Raw genomic sequence first — 18,131 nt, 5'->3', positions numbered from 1 at the left:
TAGGGCAGTAGGGCAGTAGGGCAGTAGGGCAGTAGGGCAGTAGGGCAGTAGGGCAGTAGGGCAGTAGGGCAGTAGGGATTCCCTATTCCCCTACTGCCCTACTTACATAGCCCACAACGCCATCCCTGGTCAGCTCCGCCAGCGCCAGCGACTGGTCGAGATGTTCGGCCCGCCAGGCAAGCAGCCGTTCGGCGAACTCGAGCCTGGTCGGGAGATAGGCGGGATCGGCGGCGAGATTGGCGAGCTCGGCGGGATCCTTCTCCAGGTCGAACAGCAAGGGCGGCAGGCCGCCGCCGAAATGCACATATTTGAATTTTTCCGTGCGGATCACGGCGAGATTGCACTGGCGCGAGGCATGGCCGAAATGCCGTTCGGCTTCGCCTTCCGCGATCGAACGAAAATCGAATTCCCAATGCGCGGCGTCGCGCCAGTCCGACGGCTCCTCGCCGACGATGAACGGCCGCAGCGAGTGACCGTCGAGATGCGGCGCCGGTTCGCCGCCCAGCAGGTCGAGCAAGGTCGGCAATATGTCCACCGCCTCGGTAAAGCGGTCGACGGCCACGCCTGCGGTGTGGCCGTGACGCGGGTCGCGGATGACCAGGGGGATATGATAGCTGGCGTCGAAGAAGCCGCCTTTGCCCAGCATGAAATGGTCGCCCATCATCTCGGCATGGTCGGAGGTAAGCACAACGATCGTGTCGTCCCACGCGCCCGCCGTCTTGACCGCCTGCCAGATACGGCCGAGCTGCGCATCGACTTCCGAGATCATGCCGTAATAGATCGCGCGGATGCGGCGGAAATCATCCTCGCTCCAGTCATGTACGCTGCCGGCGGCGCCAGGTCGAAACTTGTGCTTTTTCTGCCTGCCGAAATCGTAGGCGAGATAGGGATGGCTGTCCGCCTCTTTCTGCCAGCCTGCCGCGCGGCGAAAGCCGGGGCCGTCGGCGGGGTCGTACATCGCGTCGTATGGTGCAGGCGCGATGAAGGGCGGATGTGGGCTGATGAAAGAGAGATGCGCGAACCAGGGCGCGGCATGATCCTGTTCGCCCAGCCATCGGATGAATTCGCCGGCAAGAAAAGCCGTCGGCGTCTGCTCCTTCGAATAGACGGGCGGCGCAGTCGTCACGGAGCCGGCGTCGCCTGCCCCGTTCGCCGGTCGATGGATCGCGGGGGAGCCGGCGTCGGTATCGATGCCCTGCATTCCCAGCCATGACAGCCACTGCTTCTGATGCTCTGGCAGCAATTGGCGCACCGTGAAACCAGGAAGCACGCCTTCATAGCTTCGCAGCCGCGGATCAGCCGGAGCGAGCCGGCGCGGATCCAGCGATACGTCGGTGTAGCCGAACAGCGTCGGATCGTAGCCCAGCGCGCGCGCCGAAAGCGCTATATTGCCGTGACGGGCATCGAGCGGCGTGCCGTTGCGGCAAACCCGGTTATTCATCTGGTAGAGGCCGGTATAGAGGCAGGCACGGGCCGGCGAGCAGGGTGCCGCGCCGCCATAGTGCCGCTTGAACAATACGCCTTCCGCTGCCAATGCGTCGGCATTCGGCGTCTTCACCAGGGGATGGCCGGCCGCCGAAAGGCAATCGCCGCGCCATTGATCGCAGGTGATCAGGAGAACGTTCGGACGCCTGCCTTTTCCGGTCACTGGCGATAATCCTTGGCTAATGTGCGAGCGTCGCTCATGGAACCGAAATCCCGCCCCGGCGCAAGCCCGGGCTGCTGGTGGTTCGGTGAACAAACTGCTTTCGATTGTTCACTTCCAGAGTACAGTCCATCCCGTCTTTGTCGCCTTTGACGGGAACAGGCCGATGCTCATATTGGCGAGGACAGCGGCAGGGGCCGCAATAGAACAAGGGAGCAGCACTCATGCTCGACCAGATCAAGGGTTTGCATCACGTCACCTCGATGGCCAGCGATGCCCGCCAGAACAATGAGTTCTTCACTGGGAAGCTCGGCCTGCGCCGGGTCAAGAAAACGGTCAATTTCGACGCGCCCGACGTCTACCACCTCTACTATGCCGACGAGCTCGGCACGCCGGGTTCGGTGATGACCTATTTTCCGTTTCCCAATATCGGCAAGGGCCGTCACGGCGTCGGCGAAGTCGGCACCACCGCCTATTCGGTGCCGGAAGGCACGCTCGCCTATTGGGAAAGGCGCTTCGCCGAGGAAGGTATCGCCGGCCTGTCGCGCGAAGAGACCTTTGGCGAGAAGCGTCTGGCCTTCGCCGGACCGGACGGCGACGGTTTCGCGCTCGTCGAGGACAGGGCCGACACGCGCGCGCCATGGGTGAAGGGCGGCATTCCCGCCGACGAGGCGATCCGGGGCTTTCACTCCGTGTCGCTGCGCCTGAAGGATGGCGGCGCCACCGAGGAACTCTTGAAGTTCATGGGCTATGAGGAGCTCGACAAATCCGGCAATGTCAGGCGGCTGGCGATCAGGAACGGCAATGGCGCCGACGTCGTCGACATCGAATCGCTACCCGGTGCCGCCTTTGCCGATCTCGGCGCGGGCTCGGTCCATCACGTCGCTTTCGCCGTCGAGGATCGAGCCAGGCAGCTCGAAGTGCGCAAGGCGCTGATGGATACCGGCTACCAGGTGACGCCAGTGATCGACCGCGATTACTTCTGGGCGATCTATTTCCGCACGCCGGGCGGCGTTCTGTTCGAAGTCGCCACCAACGAGCCGGGCTTCGACCGCGACGAGGACACCGCCCATCTCGGTGAAGCCTTGAAGCTGCCGGCGCAGCATCAGCACCTGCGGCCCTATCTCGAAAAGCATCTGCAGAAGTTGGAAGACTGAGGGGCGGGGTCATGAGCACAGACAGCTACATCCACAAGGTGCTGCCCGGTTCGCCGGGCGGTCCGCTGCTCTTCGTCTTCCATGGCACCGGAGGCGACGAGGGCCAGCTCGTCTCGCTGGGGCGCGATCTCGCGCCCCAGGCAACCATCATCTCGCCACGCGGCGATGTGTCTGAACAAGGCGCTGCGCGCTTTTTCCGTCGCACCGGCGAGGGCGTCTATGACATGCAGGACCTGGCGCGCGCGACTCGGAAGATGGCGGGCTTCGTCAAGGCGCAGATAGCAGCGGCGAAGCCGTCGGCGATACACGCTCTCGGCTACTCCAACGGCGCCAACATCCTGGCGTCGCTGCTGTTCGAAGCCCCTGACCTGTTCGACGCGGCGGTGCTGATGCACCCGCTGATCCCGTTCGAACCGGAGGTGAACGGCAGTCTTGCCGGGCGCCGCATTCTGGTGACCGCCGGCAGGCGGGATCCGATCTGTCCGCCGAACCTGACTTCGCGGCTCGAAGCCTATTTGCGCGCCGATGGCGCCGATGTCACAGTGGAGTGGCATGAAGGCGGGCACGAAGTGCGGCCGAACGAAATCGAGGCGGCGCGGCAGCTCCTTGCCGGCGTGGCCCAAGGAGTAAGTGATGCCTGACCAACTGCCGGAGATCGAACTCGAAGATCGTGGTTCCAAGGGCCGCTACGTGCTGCGTGGTCCGGGCGGCGCCGAGGCGGAGATGACCTTCACCAGGATCGGCGAGCACCAGATCATCATCGACCACACCGAAGTGCCCGACGCGTTTCGCGGCCAGGGTGCTGGGCTTCGGCTCGTCACCCGCGCCGTCGAGGACGCGCGCGCGGCGGGCAAGAAGATCATCCCGCTCTGTCCCTTCGCCAACGCCCAGTTCCGCCGCCATCCGGAGTGGGCCGACGTGCTGAAGGGGTAGGATCAGCCGGCGCTTTACCATTCGGGACCCGCGGGAGTAAAACAGTCTGATAGGCCAGCACGGCTTTGGCATTTGCACGCTCGGCCCATCTTGCCTAAGTAGATATGATATATCGCGGGCAGCGTGCGACACATCGAACCGAATGATCCCTTCATGACCGAAACCGATCTCGTTCCCGTCTTCGACGGCCATAACGACACGCTGCTCAGACTCTATCAGTCGAAAGACCCGGACGTCGAAAAGCTGTTCATGGAAGGGAAATCGGGCGGCCATATCGACCTGCCGCGCGCACGGGCCGGCGGGTTCGCCGGCGGCATGTTCGCGATCTTCCCGCCGCCTGTCGAGAGAGGCCGGCGCGGCGCTGTCCCGTCGACGCCCAGCGATGCCGAGCCTTTGCCGCCCGAACTCCCGCACAGCGATGCGCTGGCCTCGACGATTGCGATGGCCTCGATCCTGTTCAGGCTGGAACGGGCCGGAGCGCTGAGCGTCTGCCGCAATGCCGCAGATGTGCGCGGCGCCATGGCGCGCGAGTCGATCGCTGCGGTATTCCATATCGAAGGGGTCGAGGCGATCGATCCCGAACTCACCATGCTCGACGTGCTGCATGCCGCCGGCTTGCGCTCGCTCGGCATCGTCTGGAGCCGCCCGAACGCTTTCGGCCATGGCGTGCCGTTCCGCTTTCCGTCCTCGCCCGATACCGGTCCCGGCTTGACCGATGCCGGCAAGGCGCTGGTCAAGGCCTGCAACCAACTCAGGATCATGATCGACCTGTCGCATCTCAACGAGAAGGGGTTTCGTGACGTCGCCGCGCTCAGCGATGCGCCGCTGGTCGCGACCCATTCCAACGTGCATGCGATCTGCGGCCACTCACGCAATCTCACCGACTGGCAGCTCGGCGCGATTCGCGAAACCGGCGGCATGGTCGGGCTGAACTTCGCCACCGGCTTCCTGCGCGAGGACGGAAAGATGAATGCCGATACCGGCCGCGACATCATGGTGCGCCACATCGATTCCCTGCTGCAGGCGCTGGGTGAGGATGGGGTTGGCCTCGGCTCCGATTTCGACGGAGCCATGATCCCGGCCGTCATTGGCGACGCCGCCGGTCTGCCGAAGCTCATCGATGCGCTCGCCGCACGCGGCTTCGGCCGCGCGCTGATCGAAAAGATCGCCTACCGAAACTGGCTGGCCATGCTGGAAAGAACCATAGGATAGGCAGGTCAGCCGAACCCCATGCGCTTCAGCCAGTCCTTGCCGACGCCGCGGTCGCGGATGATCGGCAGCGGGTTTTCCGAATCGAGCCGCGCGCAGATGCGGTAGACCTCAAGCGTCTCGGCGCTCATCTCGCCGCGCTTGTAGAAGAACATGGCGGCGGCATAGCGTGTGCGGCCCGACCATTTTTCGCCGAGCGGCGTGTTGACCAGTTCCCACTGTTCGGCCGCCTCTTCTTGCTGCTTGTCGGCTTCCTCGTCCATGGTCAGAAATCCGCCGGCGGATTGGCGGTGCGGCGATCGAGCTTGATGAACGGCCGCGGCACCACCTTGGCCCGCTTCATCAGCTTTTGGTATTGCAGCTCGCGCATTGCGTAGATCTCGACCCAGAGGTCGTCGACGACAGTATCACCATATGGTCGCACCAGCGAAGCGATGGCGATGTTGCGCTTGGCCATCGGCGACCACATGGCGGCGCTGACCAGCCCGACCTCCTGGCTCTTTCTGTGATAGACGATGGCGTGTTCGGCCGGGATGTTGCCTTCGATCTCCAGCCCGACCAGCACATGCCGCAGCTTGCGCTTGGCGCGCGCCTCGAAGATGGCGCGACGGCCGTTGAAATGGGCCTTTTCCAGGTCGATCATGAAGCCGAGCCCGATCTCATCGGGCATGCGCAAGCGGTCGGCGCGGATGGCGTGTTCGGCCGTCGTGAAGTCGGCATTGGCGACGATCAGCCCGGCCTCGATCCGGGCGCGGTTGAGCGCGGTGTAGCCGATGGCGCGGATGCCGCGCAGTTCGCCGGCCGCCATCAGCCGGTCCCACAGGCTCAGCGCCTTGTCGACCGGCATGAACAATTCATAGCCGAGGTCGCCGGTGAAGCCGGTGCGCGAGATGGTGACGGTTTCGCCATCATGCGGGAATTCGGCGAGGTCGAATGCCTTCAGCTTTCCGACATCGGCAAAACCGGCATCACGCAGCACGGCGAAAGAGGTCGGACCTTGCAGTGCCAGGCCCGCGACGGCTTCGGTCTCTTCCTCCACCGTCACATCGAATCCAATGGCGCTGTCGAGCAGCCAAGGCAAATGCCGCTCCTGCGAGCACAGCCGGAACCGCATCGGCGAGAGCCGGAACAGCGTGCCGTCATCGAGGACGAAGCCCTCGTCGTCGCACCATGCGGTATAATGGACGCGGCCCGGCTTCAGCCTGGTCACGTCGCGCAGCGTGACGCGGTCGAGGAAGGCCTGGGCGTCCGGTCCCTCGACGCGGTACTTGGTCATCGGCGAGATGTCGAAGAGCGCCGACTGGCTGCGAATGGCGAAATATTCGAGCTCCTCGTCCCACAGCGAATGGGGGGCGCGGTAGCCCGCCCAGTTGTACCAATCCTGGGTCTTGGCCAGAGCATCGATGCGCGGCTGGAAAGGCGTGCCGAGACGCAACGTGCGGAAGTGGGATTGGGCGGCGATGCGGGCGGATGATGGTTGCTGATTCATGCTGGCGATCCTTCGCCGTAGAACGCGACTGCCGCCAACTGAAACATCGCCTTACCCCTTCATCGCAATGATGCGTCGAGCGGCGTTCAATCCAGGTGCGCCGGAGACGCCGCCGCCGGGATGTGAACCGGCACCGGCGAGAAACAGCCCGTCGAGCGGTGTGTCGTAGCCGGACCAGCCCGAGACCGGGCGCGAGATCAGCATCTGGTCGGCCTGCAACTCGCCGTGGTGCCAGTGGCCGCCCGGCATGCGGTAGCGCGTTTCGATGTCGGCGGGCGTCAAGAGCTCGGTGTGGCGCATCGTCTTGCCGATGCCTGGCGCGTAGGCTTCGAGCTGAGCCATGATTGCCTCCAGGAATTTCGCCTTGCCGGCGCCCCATCCCTCTTTCAGAGCATAGGGCGCGTATTGCACCACCGCCGACAGCACGCAGGCGCCGTCGGGCGCGAGTGATGGATCGGCGAGGCTGGGCAGCGTGATCTCCATCACCGGTTCGGGCGAGAACGCGCCGTATTTGGATGGATTGAAGGCGCGCTCGACATGATCGGGCGAGGGGGCGATAACCAGCCGCCCCCTGTGGCCGGCGGCATCGACACCTGTGAATTGCGGCGGCCTGTCGAGCGCCAGGTGAAGCTTGGCGACATCACCTTTCATGCGGATGTTGTTCACCTTGCGCACGAAGCCGGTGTCGAGTTCGCGTGGACCGACAAGGTCGAGCAAAGTCGTCGCCGGATTTGTCGCGGAGACGATCGTCCTGGCGCGCAGCACCTCGCCATTGTCCAATGCGATACCGACGGCACGGCCTTTCTCGACAATGATCCTTGCGACAGGCGCCGATGTGCGGACGTTCACGCCGGCCTTTTCGGCCGAGGCGCGGATGGCGGCGATCACCGCGCCCATGCCGCCCTTCGGCACTATCTGCGCGCCGGCCGCACCGCCGACCTCGCCGGCCAGCCGGTAATAGAGGCCGAGCAGCGAGGTGGGCGAGCGCGGACCGAGATGGCTGCCGAGCGTCGTATCGAAGGCAAGCAGCCCTTTCAGCCTGTTGTCGGCAAGCTGCTCGTCGAGCAGGTCGGCGACGTTCATCAAAAGCACACGCAGGAAATCGCGCATGTCTTCCTTGCCGAGCCTTTTCAGCGCCAGTGCGGCCTGGCCGAGCGCCGCTGTCTCCAGCAGCGACATGCCGGCCAGCTCGGGCGGACGACGCGAGAGGAAGGGTTCCAGGATGCCGGCGTAGCGCAGCAGCTGCGCGCGCAACTGCTTCCACGCGGATTGCTCCGACGAACTTGCACCGGTCAGCATTTCGCCATAGGCGCCGTGCAGGACCAGCGAGGGGCCGTCCATCGACAGCGCAACCGACGGCGCGAAGTCGTCTGGGGTAATCCGCAAGCCATGCTTCTCCAGCTCCAGCGTCTTCACCACGTCGGGGTGCAGCCTGTTCAGCAGATGGGCGATCGACGAGACGTGAAAACCCGGCGCGAATTCCTCCGTGCGCGCGGCGCCGCCGACTTCTTTTCCGGCCTCCAGCACCAGCACCTTGCGGCTGGCCTTCGCCAGCGTGGCAGCAGTGACGAGGCCATTATGGCCGCCGCCGATGACGATGGCATCATATGACGTCATGGGCCGGGCTCATATGTGAGATCGATTTGGCGAGATCGCGCAGGATCTCGGCCGCGGCATTGCGTCCGGGCGCGCCCATGACGCCGCCGCCGGGATGGGTCGAGGAGCCGCACATGTAAAGCCCGCCGACCGGTGAGCGGTATTGCGCGTAGCCCGGCACCGGGCGGTTGAACAGAAGCTGGTCGAAGGTCAGTTCGCCCTGGAAGATGTTGCCTTCGGTGAGCCCGACCTCGGCCTCGATTTCGCGCGGCGTGCGCACCTCCATGTGGACGATGCGGTCGCGAAAGCCGGGCGAGTAGTCGGCAATCTGCGCGATCACGCTTTCGGCGAATCCGTCGCGATCGGCGTCGGACCATTCATGGCCGTTTACCTTGGGCGGCGCGTATTGCACGAAGCAGCTCATGAAGTGTTTTCCCGGCGGCGCCATCGTCGGGTCGAGCGTCGTCGGGATGACCATGTCGAGGAAAGGATCGGCCGACCAGCGCCCGGCCTTCCAGTCGTCATAGGCGCGCTCCATGCGCTCCATCGAATCGGTGAAATGCATGTCGCCGCGATAAACCGGCGAATCCTTCGGCAGAGCGGGGAATTCGGGCATCGAGTCCAGCGCGATGTTGACCTTGCCGGACGAGCCTCGGATCTTGAAGTTCCTGACCCGGCGCAGGAAAATCTCGGGCAGTTCCTTTTCCTCGACCAGCTTCAGGAAGGTTCGCTTCACGTCGGCGTTGGAGACGACGAGCTTGCCACGGATCTCCTCACCGCCGGCCAGCACCACACCCTTGGCCTTGCCGCGGCTCACCAGAACATGGTCGACCTCGGCGCCGGTGCGAATGGTTCCACCCGACGCCTTGAAGGACGCCGCCAGCGCTTTGGTCACCGCGCCCATGCCGCCGCGCGCATAACCCCAGGCGCCGACCGAGCCGTCAACCTCGCCCATATAGTGGTGCAGCAGCACATAAGCCGTGCCGGGCGACATCGGCCCGAGCGCCGTGCCGATGATGCCGGACAAAGCGAAATTGGCCTTGATGACATCGGTCTCGAAATATTCATCGAGGAAGTCTGAGATCGACATGGTCCAGAAGCGCAGCGTCAGCGCCATTTCCTCCGCCGACAGGCCCGCGAATTTCTTGCCCAGATAAAGGAGCTCGCCCAGATCCCGCGGCCGCAGACTGGTCGGGTCGGGCGCGGTGCGCATCAACAGCGGCTGGATGAAACGGCACTGGCGCGTCACGTCGCGCGCATAACGGTCGTAGGCTTCGGCATCGCGTTTCGAGAAGCGCGCAAATTCGCGCCGGTGTGCATCATGGTCCCGGTAATTGGCGAGATAATCGCCATCCCTGGTGAACACCGCGCCGCCCTCATAGGAGATAACCTGCAGGCCGAAGCGCGGCAGTTCGAGGTCGCGCATGATTTCAGGGCGAAACAGCGAACAGACATAGGAACAGTTGGAATAGAGGAAGCCCGACGTCAATTCCCGGCTGGTGGCGGCGCCGCCGACCCAGGGATTCTTCTCCACCACCAGCACGTCGAGCCCGGCGCGCTGGAGATAGCAGGCGTTGACCAGTCCGTTGTGTCCGCCGCCGATGACGATCGCATCCCAAGCTTTCATTTTGGCCCAGTCTTTCCATGCGATCCGCTGTTCATTTTGGCGTAATCCGTCCCCTCAATGCGCGAAATTTGGCACGGTAGTCGTCGTTTTGTCCAGCCGTATTGAATGAATGTTCAACAAATGATGTTGCGTTTTCCCAGACCTGGGCTAGGCTTTGCAGGCGTTCGAGACGGACATTCGTCGATTGGGGATCGAGGGTTGATGATCGAAACGGCCGAGGCCGAGCCGGAGTACGACGGAGCCGCCATCCGCTTCCTCGAGGCGCTGTGGGGCGACGGCTACCTGTCGCCGGGCGGGCCCGACGAAGTCGACCGCGTGCTCGAGGGACTTTCGCTCGCAGGCAAGACCGTGCTCGACATCGGCTGCGGGTCCGGAGGCATCACGCTGCATCTGGTCGAACGGCATGGCGCCGCGCACGTCACCGGCTTCGATGTCGAGCGGCCAGTGATCGAAACGGCCAGGCGCCGGGCAGCCTCCCGCGGGCTTGCCGACCGCGCCAGCTTCATTCAGGCGCCGCCTGGGCGGTTGCCTTTCGAGGATCAGTCGTTCGACGTCGTCTTCTCCAAGGATGCGCTGCTGCATGTCGCCGACAAGGATGCGCTGTTTGCGGAGATATTCCGCGTGCTCAAGGCCGGCGGCGCCTTTGCGGCATCAAACTGGATGATCTCGCATGACGGCGAACCATCACCGGAGATGAAGGCCTATGTCGCCGCCGAAGGGCTGTCCTTCGCGATGGCCTCGCCGGCGCGTTACTCACAGGCGATGCGCCAGGCGGGCTTTGCCGAGATCGCGGTTCGCGACCGCAATCCCTGGTACCGCGAGGTGGCGCGGGGCGAACTGGAAAGGCTGAAGGGGCCGCTCTATCCGACGGTCGCGGCGGCAGTGGGCGCCGCCTATGTCGACAAGAACATACGAACCTGGGAGGCCATGCAGAAGGTGCTTGACAGTGGCGAGCACCGTCCCACTCATCTTCGCGGGCAAAAACCGAAGATGGTCGGCTAGCCGGCGATGTGGAGCATGACCGCACCCATGAAAATTGCAGCACGCCAAGAGCAGTCCGCCGAGGCATCGAGCGAACCCGAGAAACGCGGGCGCAAGGCCTCCAAGGAGGTCAGGCAGCTTCAGCTGATCGAGGCGACGATCGATTCGCTGGCCAAGCGCGGCTATTCGGAGACGACGATGGCCGACGTCGCCGATGGCGCGGGCCTGTCGCGCGGCATCGTCAATTTCCATTTCGAGAGCAAGGAAAAACTGCTGATCGCGACCTTGCAGCATATGTATGACGAGTACTCGGCGCATTGGCGCAATGCCTTGGAGAAAGCGGGGAACGACCCCGCCGACCAGTTGCGGACCCTGGTCGCGGCCGATTTCGACCGTTCGATCTGCAACAAGCGCAAGCTGGCGGCCTGGTGCGCCTTCTGGGGCGAGGCCAAGTCGCGGCCGACCTACCAGGCGCTGAGCAGCGCCCGCGATGCCGTCTACCAGAACATCTTCATCGAGCTTTGCGCGACGCTCAAGCAAAGCGGCGGATATGACTACGAGCCGCAGGTCATGGCGCTGGCGCTCAGCGCGATGCTGGAGGGGCTGTGGCTGCGCTTGATGATGGGCACCGAAGACACCACCCGCGAGAGCGCCTTGCAGGCAGCCAACGAATTCCTGTCGGCCGCATTCCCCAAACATTACCAGGGAGCAGCCGCCACCCGTCGCAAGGCATGAAGCAATCGATAAAATAAAAGAGGATGGAACAGCAATGAAGACATCAATCCAGCGGCTGACATTGGCCCGACGCCTGATATTGACCCTGGCATTGACCGGCGTGCTGGCGGCCTCGGCCGCAGCCCTGGCGGTTGCCGCCGACAAGGACCTGGTGGTGTTCGACTGGTCCGGCTATGAGGATCCGAGCTTCCATCCGAAATATGTCGAGAAGAACGGCGATTCGCCGACCTTCGCCTTCTTTGGCGACGAGGACGAGGCGTTCGAAAAGGTGCGCTCGGGTTTCAAGGCCGATCTCGGCCATCCCTGCTCGCAGAGCGTGGTGAAATGGCGCGAGGCCGGCCTGCTGCGGCCGCTCGACACATCGAAGATCACAGGCTGGAAAGATCTCAATCCCGGAATCATGGCGATGAAGGATCTCGCCACGACCGCGGACGGCAAGGCCTGGTTCATGCCCTGGGACTGGGGCAACACCCAACTCACCTATAATTCCGAAAAGGTCGACGCCAAGGACGTGCAGTCGCTGAAGGCGTTCGCGGATCCGAAGTTCAAGGGCCGGGTGTCGATCGGCGACAATGTCGACGACGCCTATGCGCTGGCGAGCCTCGCCATCGGCGTCAAGGACTGGACCAAGATGACCGACGACCAGTTCAAACAGGCGTCGGATTTCCTGCGCCAGGTGCACAAGAACGTGCGCTCCTACTGGACCGACACAACAGACGTGGTGCAGCTTTTGAGCGGCGGCGAGGTCGATCTTGCCTGGGCATGGAACGACGCCACCGTGCAATCGGTCGCCGCCGGCGTGCCGATCAAAGCCAAGAAGGACACGGACGAAGGCATTTCGACCTGGGTCTGCGGCTATGTGCTGTTCAAGGATGCGCCCGGCAATGTCGACAAGGCATATGATTATCTGAACGCCGTCAACGATCCCGAAACCGCCAAGGTGCTGGTCAAGGACTGGGGCTATGGCCAGGCCAACGCCAAGGGCATGGCCGGCGTCGATCAGGCCGTGCTGAAGGAAAAAGGCTATGACGATGTGCAGAAATTCGTCGATAAGACGCTGTTCCAGTCGCCGGTGCCGTCGCAGCTCAAGCTCAAGATGATCGCCGAATTCGAGAAGATCAAAGCCGGATATTGAGCCGGTTCGGCCGCCCGCCCGCCTGCGGAGATGGTGGGTGGGCTCGCCAAGAGAGGCGAATTCTCATAACCTCGCGGCAGCCTTTCGCGACGGGGGAATTCGCACCATGAAGCCAGTGCTACGCCGCCTTGCCCTTGCCGCCGCCTGCGTGATCGGCGCCGGCGCCGTCTATGCCTGGGCGGAAGGTGGCGGCGACCTCGTCGTGTTCGACTGGTCCGGCTATGAGGACCCGCTGCTGCACCCCGCCTATGCCGCCAAATACGGCGCCGAGCCGACCTTCGCCTTCTTCGGCGACGAGGACGAGGCCTTCGAGAAGATGCGGGCCGGCTTCAAGGCCGACATCGCGCATCCCTGTTCGCAAAGCGTGGTCAAGTGGCGCGAGGCGGGCTTGCTGCAGCCGCTCGACACGTCGAGGATAGCAGACTGGAAAGACCTCAATCCCGGCATCATGGCGATGAAGGATCTCGCCACCACCGACGACGGCAAAGCGTGGTTCATGCCATTCGACTGGGGCAACACCTCGCTTCTCTACCGCACCGACAAGGTGACGCCGGAGCAGGCGCAATCGCTCAGGATCTTCGCCGACCCGAAGTTCAAGGGCCGCGTCACCATCGGCGACAATGTCGACGACGCCTATGCGCTGGCGAGCCTGGTCATCGGGCTGAAAGACTGGACCAGGATGACCGATGCTCAGTTCCAGGAGGCGTCCGCCTTCCTTCGCGACGTGCACAAGAACATCCGTTTCTATTGGACCGACGACACCGATCTCAACCAGGCCTTCATCGGCAATGAGGTCGATCTCGTCTGGGGCTGGAACGAGACCTATGTGACGCTGAAGGGGCAAGGCCTGCCGATCGCCATGAACCGCGACAGCAAGGAAGGCATCTCGACCTGGGTGTGCGGCTATGTGCTGATGAAGGACGCGCCGGGCAAGCTCGACCAGGCCTATGATTTCCTCAGCGCGGTCAATGCGCCGGGGGTGTCGGACTATATGGTCAAGACCTTCGGCTACGGCCATGGCAACGGTGCCGGCATGGCCGCGGTCGATCACCAGGTGCTGGCCGACCGCGGCTTCGACAATCTCGACAAATTCCTCGACAAGACGCTGTTCCAGCAGCCGGTGCCGCCGGCACTGAAGCAGCGCATGGTCGCCGAGTTCGAGAAGATCAAGGCCGGCTATTGAACAGCGGATCCGCAAGAGCCGATGTCGTCATCATCGGCGCCGGCTTCACCGGGCTGTCGGCCGCGCTCGAGCTGAAAAAGGCCGGCGTCGATTTCGTGCTGCTCGAAGCGCGCGACCGTGTCGGCGGGCGCGTCGAGTCGATGGAGATCGGTTCCGGCGAGCGCATCGACAGTGGCGGGCAGTTCCTGTGCGAGGACATGCCGGAGCTGATGGCGCTTGTCGACGCGCGCGGCAAGACGCTTGTCGAAACCCATGTCGACGGCGCGTTTATCGCCCAGCCGCCAATCTCCGCCGCCGAGGCGAAGCGAACCTATTCTGGTTCGATGGCGATCCGCGATCGGATGAACGCGATCGCGCCGGACGATCCCTCGATTGCCGGGCTGACCGTTGCCGCCTGGCTCGACCGGCAAGACGATGCCGATGCCGCCAAGGCAGCCTTCCGCTCGATGATCGAAGGCCTGTGGTGCCTGACGCTGGAGAAACTGCCGCTCTGGCACCTGATCGACAACGATCGGCGCATCACCAATGAGGTGCCGGAGCTCCAGTACTTCCTGCGCGAGACGATGCAGTCGGTGGCCGAGGACCTGGCCAGCGATCTCGGCGACCGGCTGTGGCTCAACGCGGCCGTTTCATGCATCGAGCATGGACCGCAAGCCGTTCGCATCGTCTCGGCGGCGGGTGTCATTGAAGCGCGGGCGGCACTTGTCGCGGTGCCGCCGGTCATGGCGGCGAAACTGGGCTTCGCACCCGCCCTGCCCGAATCCCTGGCGAAGGCGCTCGGCGTTTGGGAAAGCGGCGCCGTGATCAAGGTGCTAGTGCGCTACCCCGCTGCCTTCTGGCGCCGCCGCGGCTTGAGCGGCATGGTGATGTGGCGCGACCCGCCGGGGCTGTTCGCTTGCGATGCCAGTCCGGATGAAGGCCACGCGGCGCTGGTCGTCTTCGTCGGCGGCCCGCTCGCCTTGCGCTGGGGTGAGCTTGGCGAGACGGCACTGCGCGCCGAAGTGACCGGGAAACTGGTGGAAGCCCTCGGTCCCGACGCGGCCGAAATCGCGGGTTTCAGCCAGCGCGACTGGACGCATGACCGCTGGAGCGGCGGCGGCTACAGCGACCTCATCGTCGACGTCGCGGCGACCGATGCCGAACCTGTGCTCCTGGCCGGCGCGCCGCCTGTTCATTTCGCATCGTCGGAGCTGTCGCCGTCATTTCCCGGCTATGTCGAAGGGGCGATCGTTGCCGGTCGCATAGCGGCGCGAAAGATCATCGCGGACCGTCAATCCGCCACCGCCACCAGGGCTTCGGGATCGTAGGCGAGGCGAATCGAAGTGCCGACCGGAATATCGTCGGCGCCGAAATCGTTGGTCTCGGTTACCGACAGCGGCTTTTCCAGGCCGGGGATCTCGACGATCAAATGGGTGATCTCGCCAAAATAGTGGCGTTCGACCACCTTTCCGGCAACCTCGAACTTGGCCGTCGCATTGTCCCACAGGACGCGCAGGCGCTCCGGGCGGATGCCGAGCGTGGCGCCGCCGCCATTGCGCACGAAGGCCTTCGGCTTGTCGGTCTTCACACGGCCGAAGCCCAGCGTGTCGACGACCAGCGAGGCGCCGTTCTCCTCGACGATCTCGGCCTTGACGAAATTCATGCCGCCGAGGAAGTCGGCGACCTGGCGGTTGACCGGCCGCTGGTAGATCTCCTTGGGCGAGGCGACCTGCGCGATCCTGCCGCCGAACATCACGGCGATGCGGTCGGACATGGCCAGCGCCTCATACTGGTCGTGGGTGACCAGCACAAAGGTGATGCCGACAGCCTGCTGCAGGCGGCGCAGTTCGACCTGCATCTGCTCGCGCAGCTTCTTGTCGAGCGCCGACAGCGGCTCGTCGAGCAGCAGCACCTTGGGCCGCATCACCAGCGCGCGGGCGAGCGCGACGCGTTGCCGCTGGCCGCCGGACAGTTCGGTGGCGAGCCGCTTGCCGAGACCGGTTAGCGACACCTGCGCCAAGGCCTCCTCGACGCGGCGCTTCTCCTCGCCGCCCTGCAATTTCAGCCGCTTCAGGCCATAGGCGACGTTCTGCTCGACATTGAGATGCGGGAAGATCGCATAGCTCTGGAACACCATGTTGGTCGGTCGGCGATTGGGCGCAATGCCTTCCATCGGCTGGCCGCCGACCGAAATCGAACCGCTCGTCGGGTTGTCGAAGCCGGCGATCATGCGCAACAGCGTGGTCTTGCCGCAGCCGGACGGGCCGAGCAGCGAGAAGAATTCGCCCTCGCGAATGGTCAAGGACGCATCGTCGAGCGCCTTGAAGGCGCCGTAGCTGCGGGTGACGCCGTTGATCTCGATCATCGTCCGTTCGGACAGGGTTCGTGCGGATGGGGCCTGCTCAGGCATAAAGCCCTCCCTCGTTCTGGGTGCGTCTGGCGGCGCGGCGGCGCAGGATTTCGGCGACGGTCATCAGCAGGAAGGAGGCGACCAGCAGCAGCGTGCCGAGCGCGAGCACGCCCGGCAGTTTCGCCGCGAAGCGCAACTGGCCCCAGATATAGATCGGCAGCGTCGCCTCGGTACCGGTCAGGAAGAAGGCGATGATGAACTCGTCCAGCGAAATGGTGAAGCAGACCAGCAGGCTGGAGATGATTGCCGGCGCCACCATCGGCAGCGTCACCCGCCGGAAGGTGCCGAAGGCGCTCTCGCCGAGGTCGGCCGAGGCCTCCTCGAGGCTGCGATCGAAACCCTCGAAGCCGGAGGTCAGCACCGTCATCGAATAGGGGATGCAGACCAGGACATGGCCGAGCACGACGGTAAACAGAGAGAGGCTCAAGCCGAGCTGCAGCATCACCAGCAGCATCGAGATGGCGACGATGACTTCCGGCAGCACGAGCGGCGCCATGATCAGACCGTTGATGGCCCGCCGGCCGGGATAGCGGTAGCGGGTGATCGAGCGGGCAGCGAGGATGCCGAGAACCGTCGAAAGGACGGACGCCGAGACGCCGACGATCAGGCTGTTCCAGGTGGCGTCGAGCAGCGCCGGCGTGTTGGGCAGGTCCTCGTACCATTTGAGGGTGTAGCCGGTCAGCGGGAATTTCGGTGTGGCCGCAGTGTTGATCGAAAAGATCGGCAGGAAGATCACGGGCAGATAAAGGAAGCCGACATAGAGGAAGGCGTAGGCCGACAGCCAGCCGCCCGGCAGCAGACGTCGCGCCGCGCTCATCGCGCAAGCCTCTGGGCGGCACGGATGACCAGCACCGTGGCGCCGGCCATCAACGTCACGACCAGCATGGTGGTGACGGAAAGGGCGGCGCCCAGCGGCCAGTTCGAGGCCTTGCCGAACTGCGCCTGGATGGCGTTGGCGATCATGACGCCGTCCTTGCCGCCGACGAGTTTGGGGGTGACATAGTCGCCGACCGTCGGGATCATCACGATCAGCGCCGCCGAGATGATGCCTGGCGCCGACAGCGGCAAAGTCACGCGAAGGAACGAACGAAAGGGACCATCGCCGAGATCCGTAGCCGCCTCCACCAGGGTCCGGTCGATCTTCTCCAGCGAGACGAAGATCGGCAGGATGGCGAAGGCCGCCCAGGCGTGGGTCAGCGTGATGATGACGGCGCTCGAATTGTAGAGCAGCGCCGTCGAGGGCTCGTTGATGATGCCGAGGCCGATCAGCCCGGAGTTCAAGACGCCGTTATAGCCGAGAATGACCTTCCACGACATCACGCGCAGGAGATAGCTGGTCCAGAACGGGATGGTGATGAGGAACAGCCACAGGCTCTTGTGGCGGCCGCCGTGGAAGGAAATGAAATAGGCGATCGGATAAGCCAGGACGACGGTGAAGAAGCTGACCGTCAGCGAGATATACAGCGAGCGCCACAACAGATCGCGATAGATCGGCTCGGTCAGGGCGACGCGGTAGTTTTCCAGCGTGAAGGTGCGGTCGATGGTCAGATAGTTCTGCGTCCAGAAGGAGTGGGCGATGACCACCAGGATCGGCAGGACCAGGAGGATGAGCGCGTAGAGAAAGGTCGGGCTGATCAGGGCAAAGCCCTGCACGGGTTCGGATTGCAGAAGGGCATTTCGTCTGGCCCGCGTCATGCGCAACGGGGGCGACCCTTCCACCGCCGCCGTCATTGCCAGACTCCGGGGGGCAGGGCTCCGGCTGTGATCTCGGTTGCTGGCCTGGAGCGTCCCGCCATGCGGTATCCCGTTGGACTGGCGCCGGCTGTTTGTTCCCAATTTTGTTTTGGAGCGCGATCGAACGCAAAACCGGTGACCAGTTTTGCTGATCGCGCTCCGAGCTTGCCGGCTTTCTTTCATCATGCCCGCATCCGCGGATTGAAATCAAGCGCTATTTCTGAGATATTGATTGAACGGACATTCAACATTGTGGGGATTATGCCGGAAATTTCCAGCATTGCCGGCCAAATTTCGAAATCCTGAATTCGACAAGTG

At 63.9% G+C, this 18,131-nt stretch carries 18 protein-coding genes; 10 read left to right on the top strand and 8 right to left on the bottom strand.

Translation table 11 applies throughout. The features are described 5' to 3' along the window. Positions 1 to 82: 82 nt before the first annotated feature. Positions 83 to 1,648, bottom strand: coding sequence for an alkaline phosphatase family protein (locus tag FJ426_RS30215; protein WP_140561584.1), 1,566 nt, complete (start codon positions 1,646 to 1,648; stop codon positions 83 to 85). 221 nt (positions 1,649 to 1,869) lie between these two features. Here FJ426_RS30215 and FJ426_RS30210 point away from each other — a divergent pair, with 221 nt between their 5' ends. The 4 genes from FJ426_RS30210 to FJ426_RS30195 all read left to right on the top strand — a co-directional run bounded on the left by FJ426_RS30210 (position 1,870) and on the right by FJ426_RS30195 (position 4,947). Further along, on the top strand, positions 1,870 to 2,802 hold the full coding sequence (locus FJ426_RS30210; RefSeq protein ID WP_140517894.1) for a VOC family protein: 933 nt from the start codon (positions 1,870 to 1,872) through the stop codon (positions 2,800 to 2,802). An 11-nt stretch (positions 2,803 to 2,813) separates the two neighbouring features. Further along, a complete protein-coding gene (locus FJ426_RS30205) occupies positions 2,814 to 3,443 on the top strand; it encodes an alpha/beta hydrolase (protein WP_140525475.1) in 630 nt (209 codons plus the stop codon). Next, positions 3,436 to 3,735, top strand: coding sequence for a GNAT family N-acetyltransferase (locus FJ426_RS30200; protein WP_140500600.1), 300 nt, complete (start codon positions 3,436 to 3,438; stop codon positions 3,733 to 3,735). The genes FJ426_RS30205 and FJ426_RS30200 overlap by 8 nt, the downstream gene beginning before the upstream one ends. Before the next feature lie 153 nt (positions 3,736 to 3,888). Further along, positions 3,889 to 4,947 carry a dipeptidase gene (locus FJ426_RS30195; protein WP_140825684.1) on the top strand — a complete coding sequence of 353 codons (1,059 nt, stop codon included), beginning with the start codon at positions 3,889 to 3,891 and terminating at the stop codon, positions 4,945 to 4,947. A gap of 5 nt (positions 4,948 to 4,952) precedes the next feature. Here FJ426_RS30195 and FJ426_RS30190 read toward each other — a convergent pair whose 3' ends face one another. The 4 genes from FJ426_RS30190 to FJ426_RS30175 are packed head-to-tail and all read right to left on the bottom strand — an operon-like array spanning position 4,953 to position 9,656. Further along, positions 4,953 to 5,207, bottom strand: coding sequence for a hypothetical protein (locus tag FJ426_RS30190; RefSeq protein ID WP_140500602.1), 255 nt, complete (start codon positions 5,205 to 5,207; stop codon positions 4,953 to 4,955). Between the two features lie 2 nt (positions 5,208 to 5,209). Then, the gene (locus FJ426_RS30185; RefSeq protein ID WP_140561586.1) at positions 5,210 to 6,433 is read right to left on the bottom strand and encodes an aminomethyltransferase family protein; all 1,224 of its coding nucleotides are present in this window, start codon (positions 6,431 to 6,433) and stop codon (positions 5,210 to 5,212) included. Between the two features lie 51 nt (positions 6,434 to 6,484). Further along, complete coding sequence (locus FJ426_RS30180; RefSeq protein WP_140561588.1) at positions 6,485 to 8,050, bottom strand: NAD(P)/FAD-dependent oxidoreductase; 1,566 nt, start codon at positions 8,048 to 8,050, stop codon at positions 6,485 to 6,487. Then, positions 8,037 to 9,656 (bottom strand): NAD(P)/FAD-dependent oxidoreductase, encoded by a 1,620-nt coding sequence (locus FJ426_RS30175; RefSeq protein ID WP_140561590.1) that lies wholly within the window; start codon positions 9,654 to 9,656, stop codon positions 8,037 to 8,039. The genes FJ426_RS30180 and FJ426_RS30175 overlap by 14 nt, the downstream gene beginning before the upstream one ends. A gap of 201 nt (positions 9,657 to 9,857) precedes the next feature. Between FJ426_RS30175 and FJ426_RS30170 the strand changes: the two genes are divergently transcribed. The 5 genes from FJ426_RS30170 to FJ426_RS30150 all read left to right on the top strand — a co-directional run bounded on the left by FJ426_RS30170 (position 9,858) and on the right by FJ426_RS30150 (position 14,997). Continuing rightward, positions 9,858 to 10,658, top strand: a complete 801-nt coding sequence (locus tag FJ426_RS30170) for a class I SAM-dependent methyltransferase (RefSeq protein ID WP_140561592.1) — start codon at positions 9,858 to 9,860, stop codon at positions 10,656 to 10,658. 27 nt (positions 10,659 to 10,685) lie between these two features. Continuing rightward, positions 10,686 to 11,372, top strand: coding sequence for a transcriptional regulator BetI (gene betI / locus FJ426_RS30165; protein WP_224647079.1), 687 nt, complete (start codon positions 10,686 to 10,688; stop codon positions 11,370 to 11,372). 34 nt (positions 11,373 to 11,406) lie between these two features. Further along, positions 11,407 to 12,507, top strand: coding sequence for an ABC transporter substrate-binding protein (locus FJ426_RS30160; protein WP_140561594.1), 1,101 nt, complete (start codon positions 11,407 to 11,409; stop codon positions 12,505 to 12,507). 106 nt (positions 12,508 to 12,613) lie between these two features. After that, positions 12,614 to 13,690: an extracellular solute-binding protein gene (locus FJ426_RS30155; protein ID WP_140561596.1), complete on the top strand. Its 1,077-nt coding sequence runs from the start codon at positions 12,614 to 12,616 to the stop codon at positions 13,688 to 13,690. Further along, positions 13,687 to 14,997 (top strand): flavin monoamine oxidase family protein, encoded by a 1,311-nt coding sequence (locus FJ426_RS30150; RefSeq protein WP_181171661.1) that lies wholly within the window; start codon positions 13,687 to 13,689, stop codon positions 14,995 to 14,997. The genes FJ426_RS30155 and FJ426_RS30150 overlap by 4 nt, the downstream gene beginning before the upstream one ends. Here FJ426_RS30150 and FJ426_RS30145 read toward each other — a convergent pair. From FJ426_RS30145 to FJ426_RS30135, 3 genes are read right to left on the bottom strand one after another with little or no spacing between them, the layout of a single operon-like run. Then, positions 14,961 to 16,034, bottom strand: coding sequence for an ABC transporter ATP-binding protein (locus FJ426_RS30145; RefSeq protein ID WP_140525502.1), 1,074 nt, complete (start codon positions 16,032 to 16,034; stop codon positions 14,961 to 14,963). The genes FJ426_RS30150 and FJ426_RS30145 overlap by 37 nt on opposite strands. Positions 16,035 to 16,071: 37 nt before the next feature. Further along, on the bottom strand, positions 16,072 to 16,896 hold the full coding sequence (locus tag FJ426_RS30140) for an ABC transporter permease (protein ID WP_140525484.1): 825 nt from the start codon (positions 16,894 to 16,896) through the stop codon (positions 16,072 to 16,074). Then, positions 16,893 to 17,810 carry an ABC transporter permease gene (locus FJ426_RS30135; protein WP_140517906.1) on the bottom strand — a complete coding sequence of 306 codons (918 nt, stop codon included), beginning with the start codon at positions 17,808 to 17,810 and terminating at the stop codon, positions 16,893 to 16,895. Before FJ426_RS30135 ends, FJ426_RS30140 begins: the two co-directional genes overlap by 4 nt. Before the next feature lie 63 nt (positions 17,811 to 17,873). On the opposite strand from FJ426_RS30135, the gene FJ426_RS30130 reads away from it, so the two are divergent. Continuing rightward, entirely contained in the window at positions 17,874 to 18,119 is a 246-nt protein-coding gene (locus tag FJ426_RS30130; RefSeq protein ID WP_140525486.1) for a hypothetical protein, read from the top strand. Positions 18,120 to 18,131 lie beyond the last annotated feature (12 nt).

This window comes from Mesorhizobium sp. B2-6-4 (assembly GCF_006441495.1).
GTDB lineage: Bacteria > Pseudomonadota > Alphaproteobacteria > Rhizobiales > Rhizobiaceae > Mesorhizobium.
This window is presented reverse-complemented; position numbering and strand designations above follow the sequence as displayed.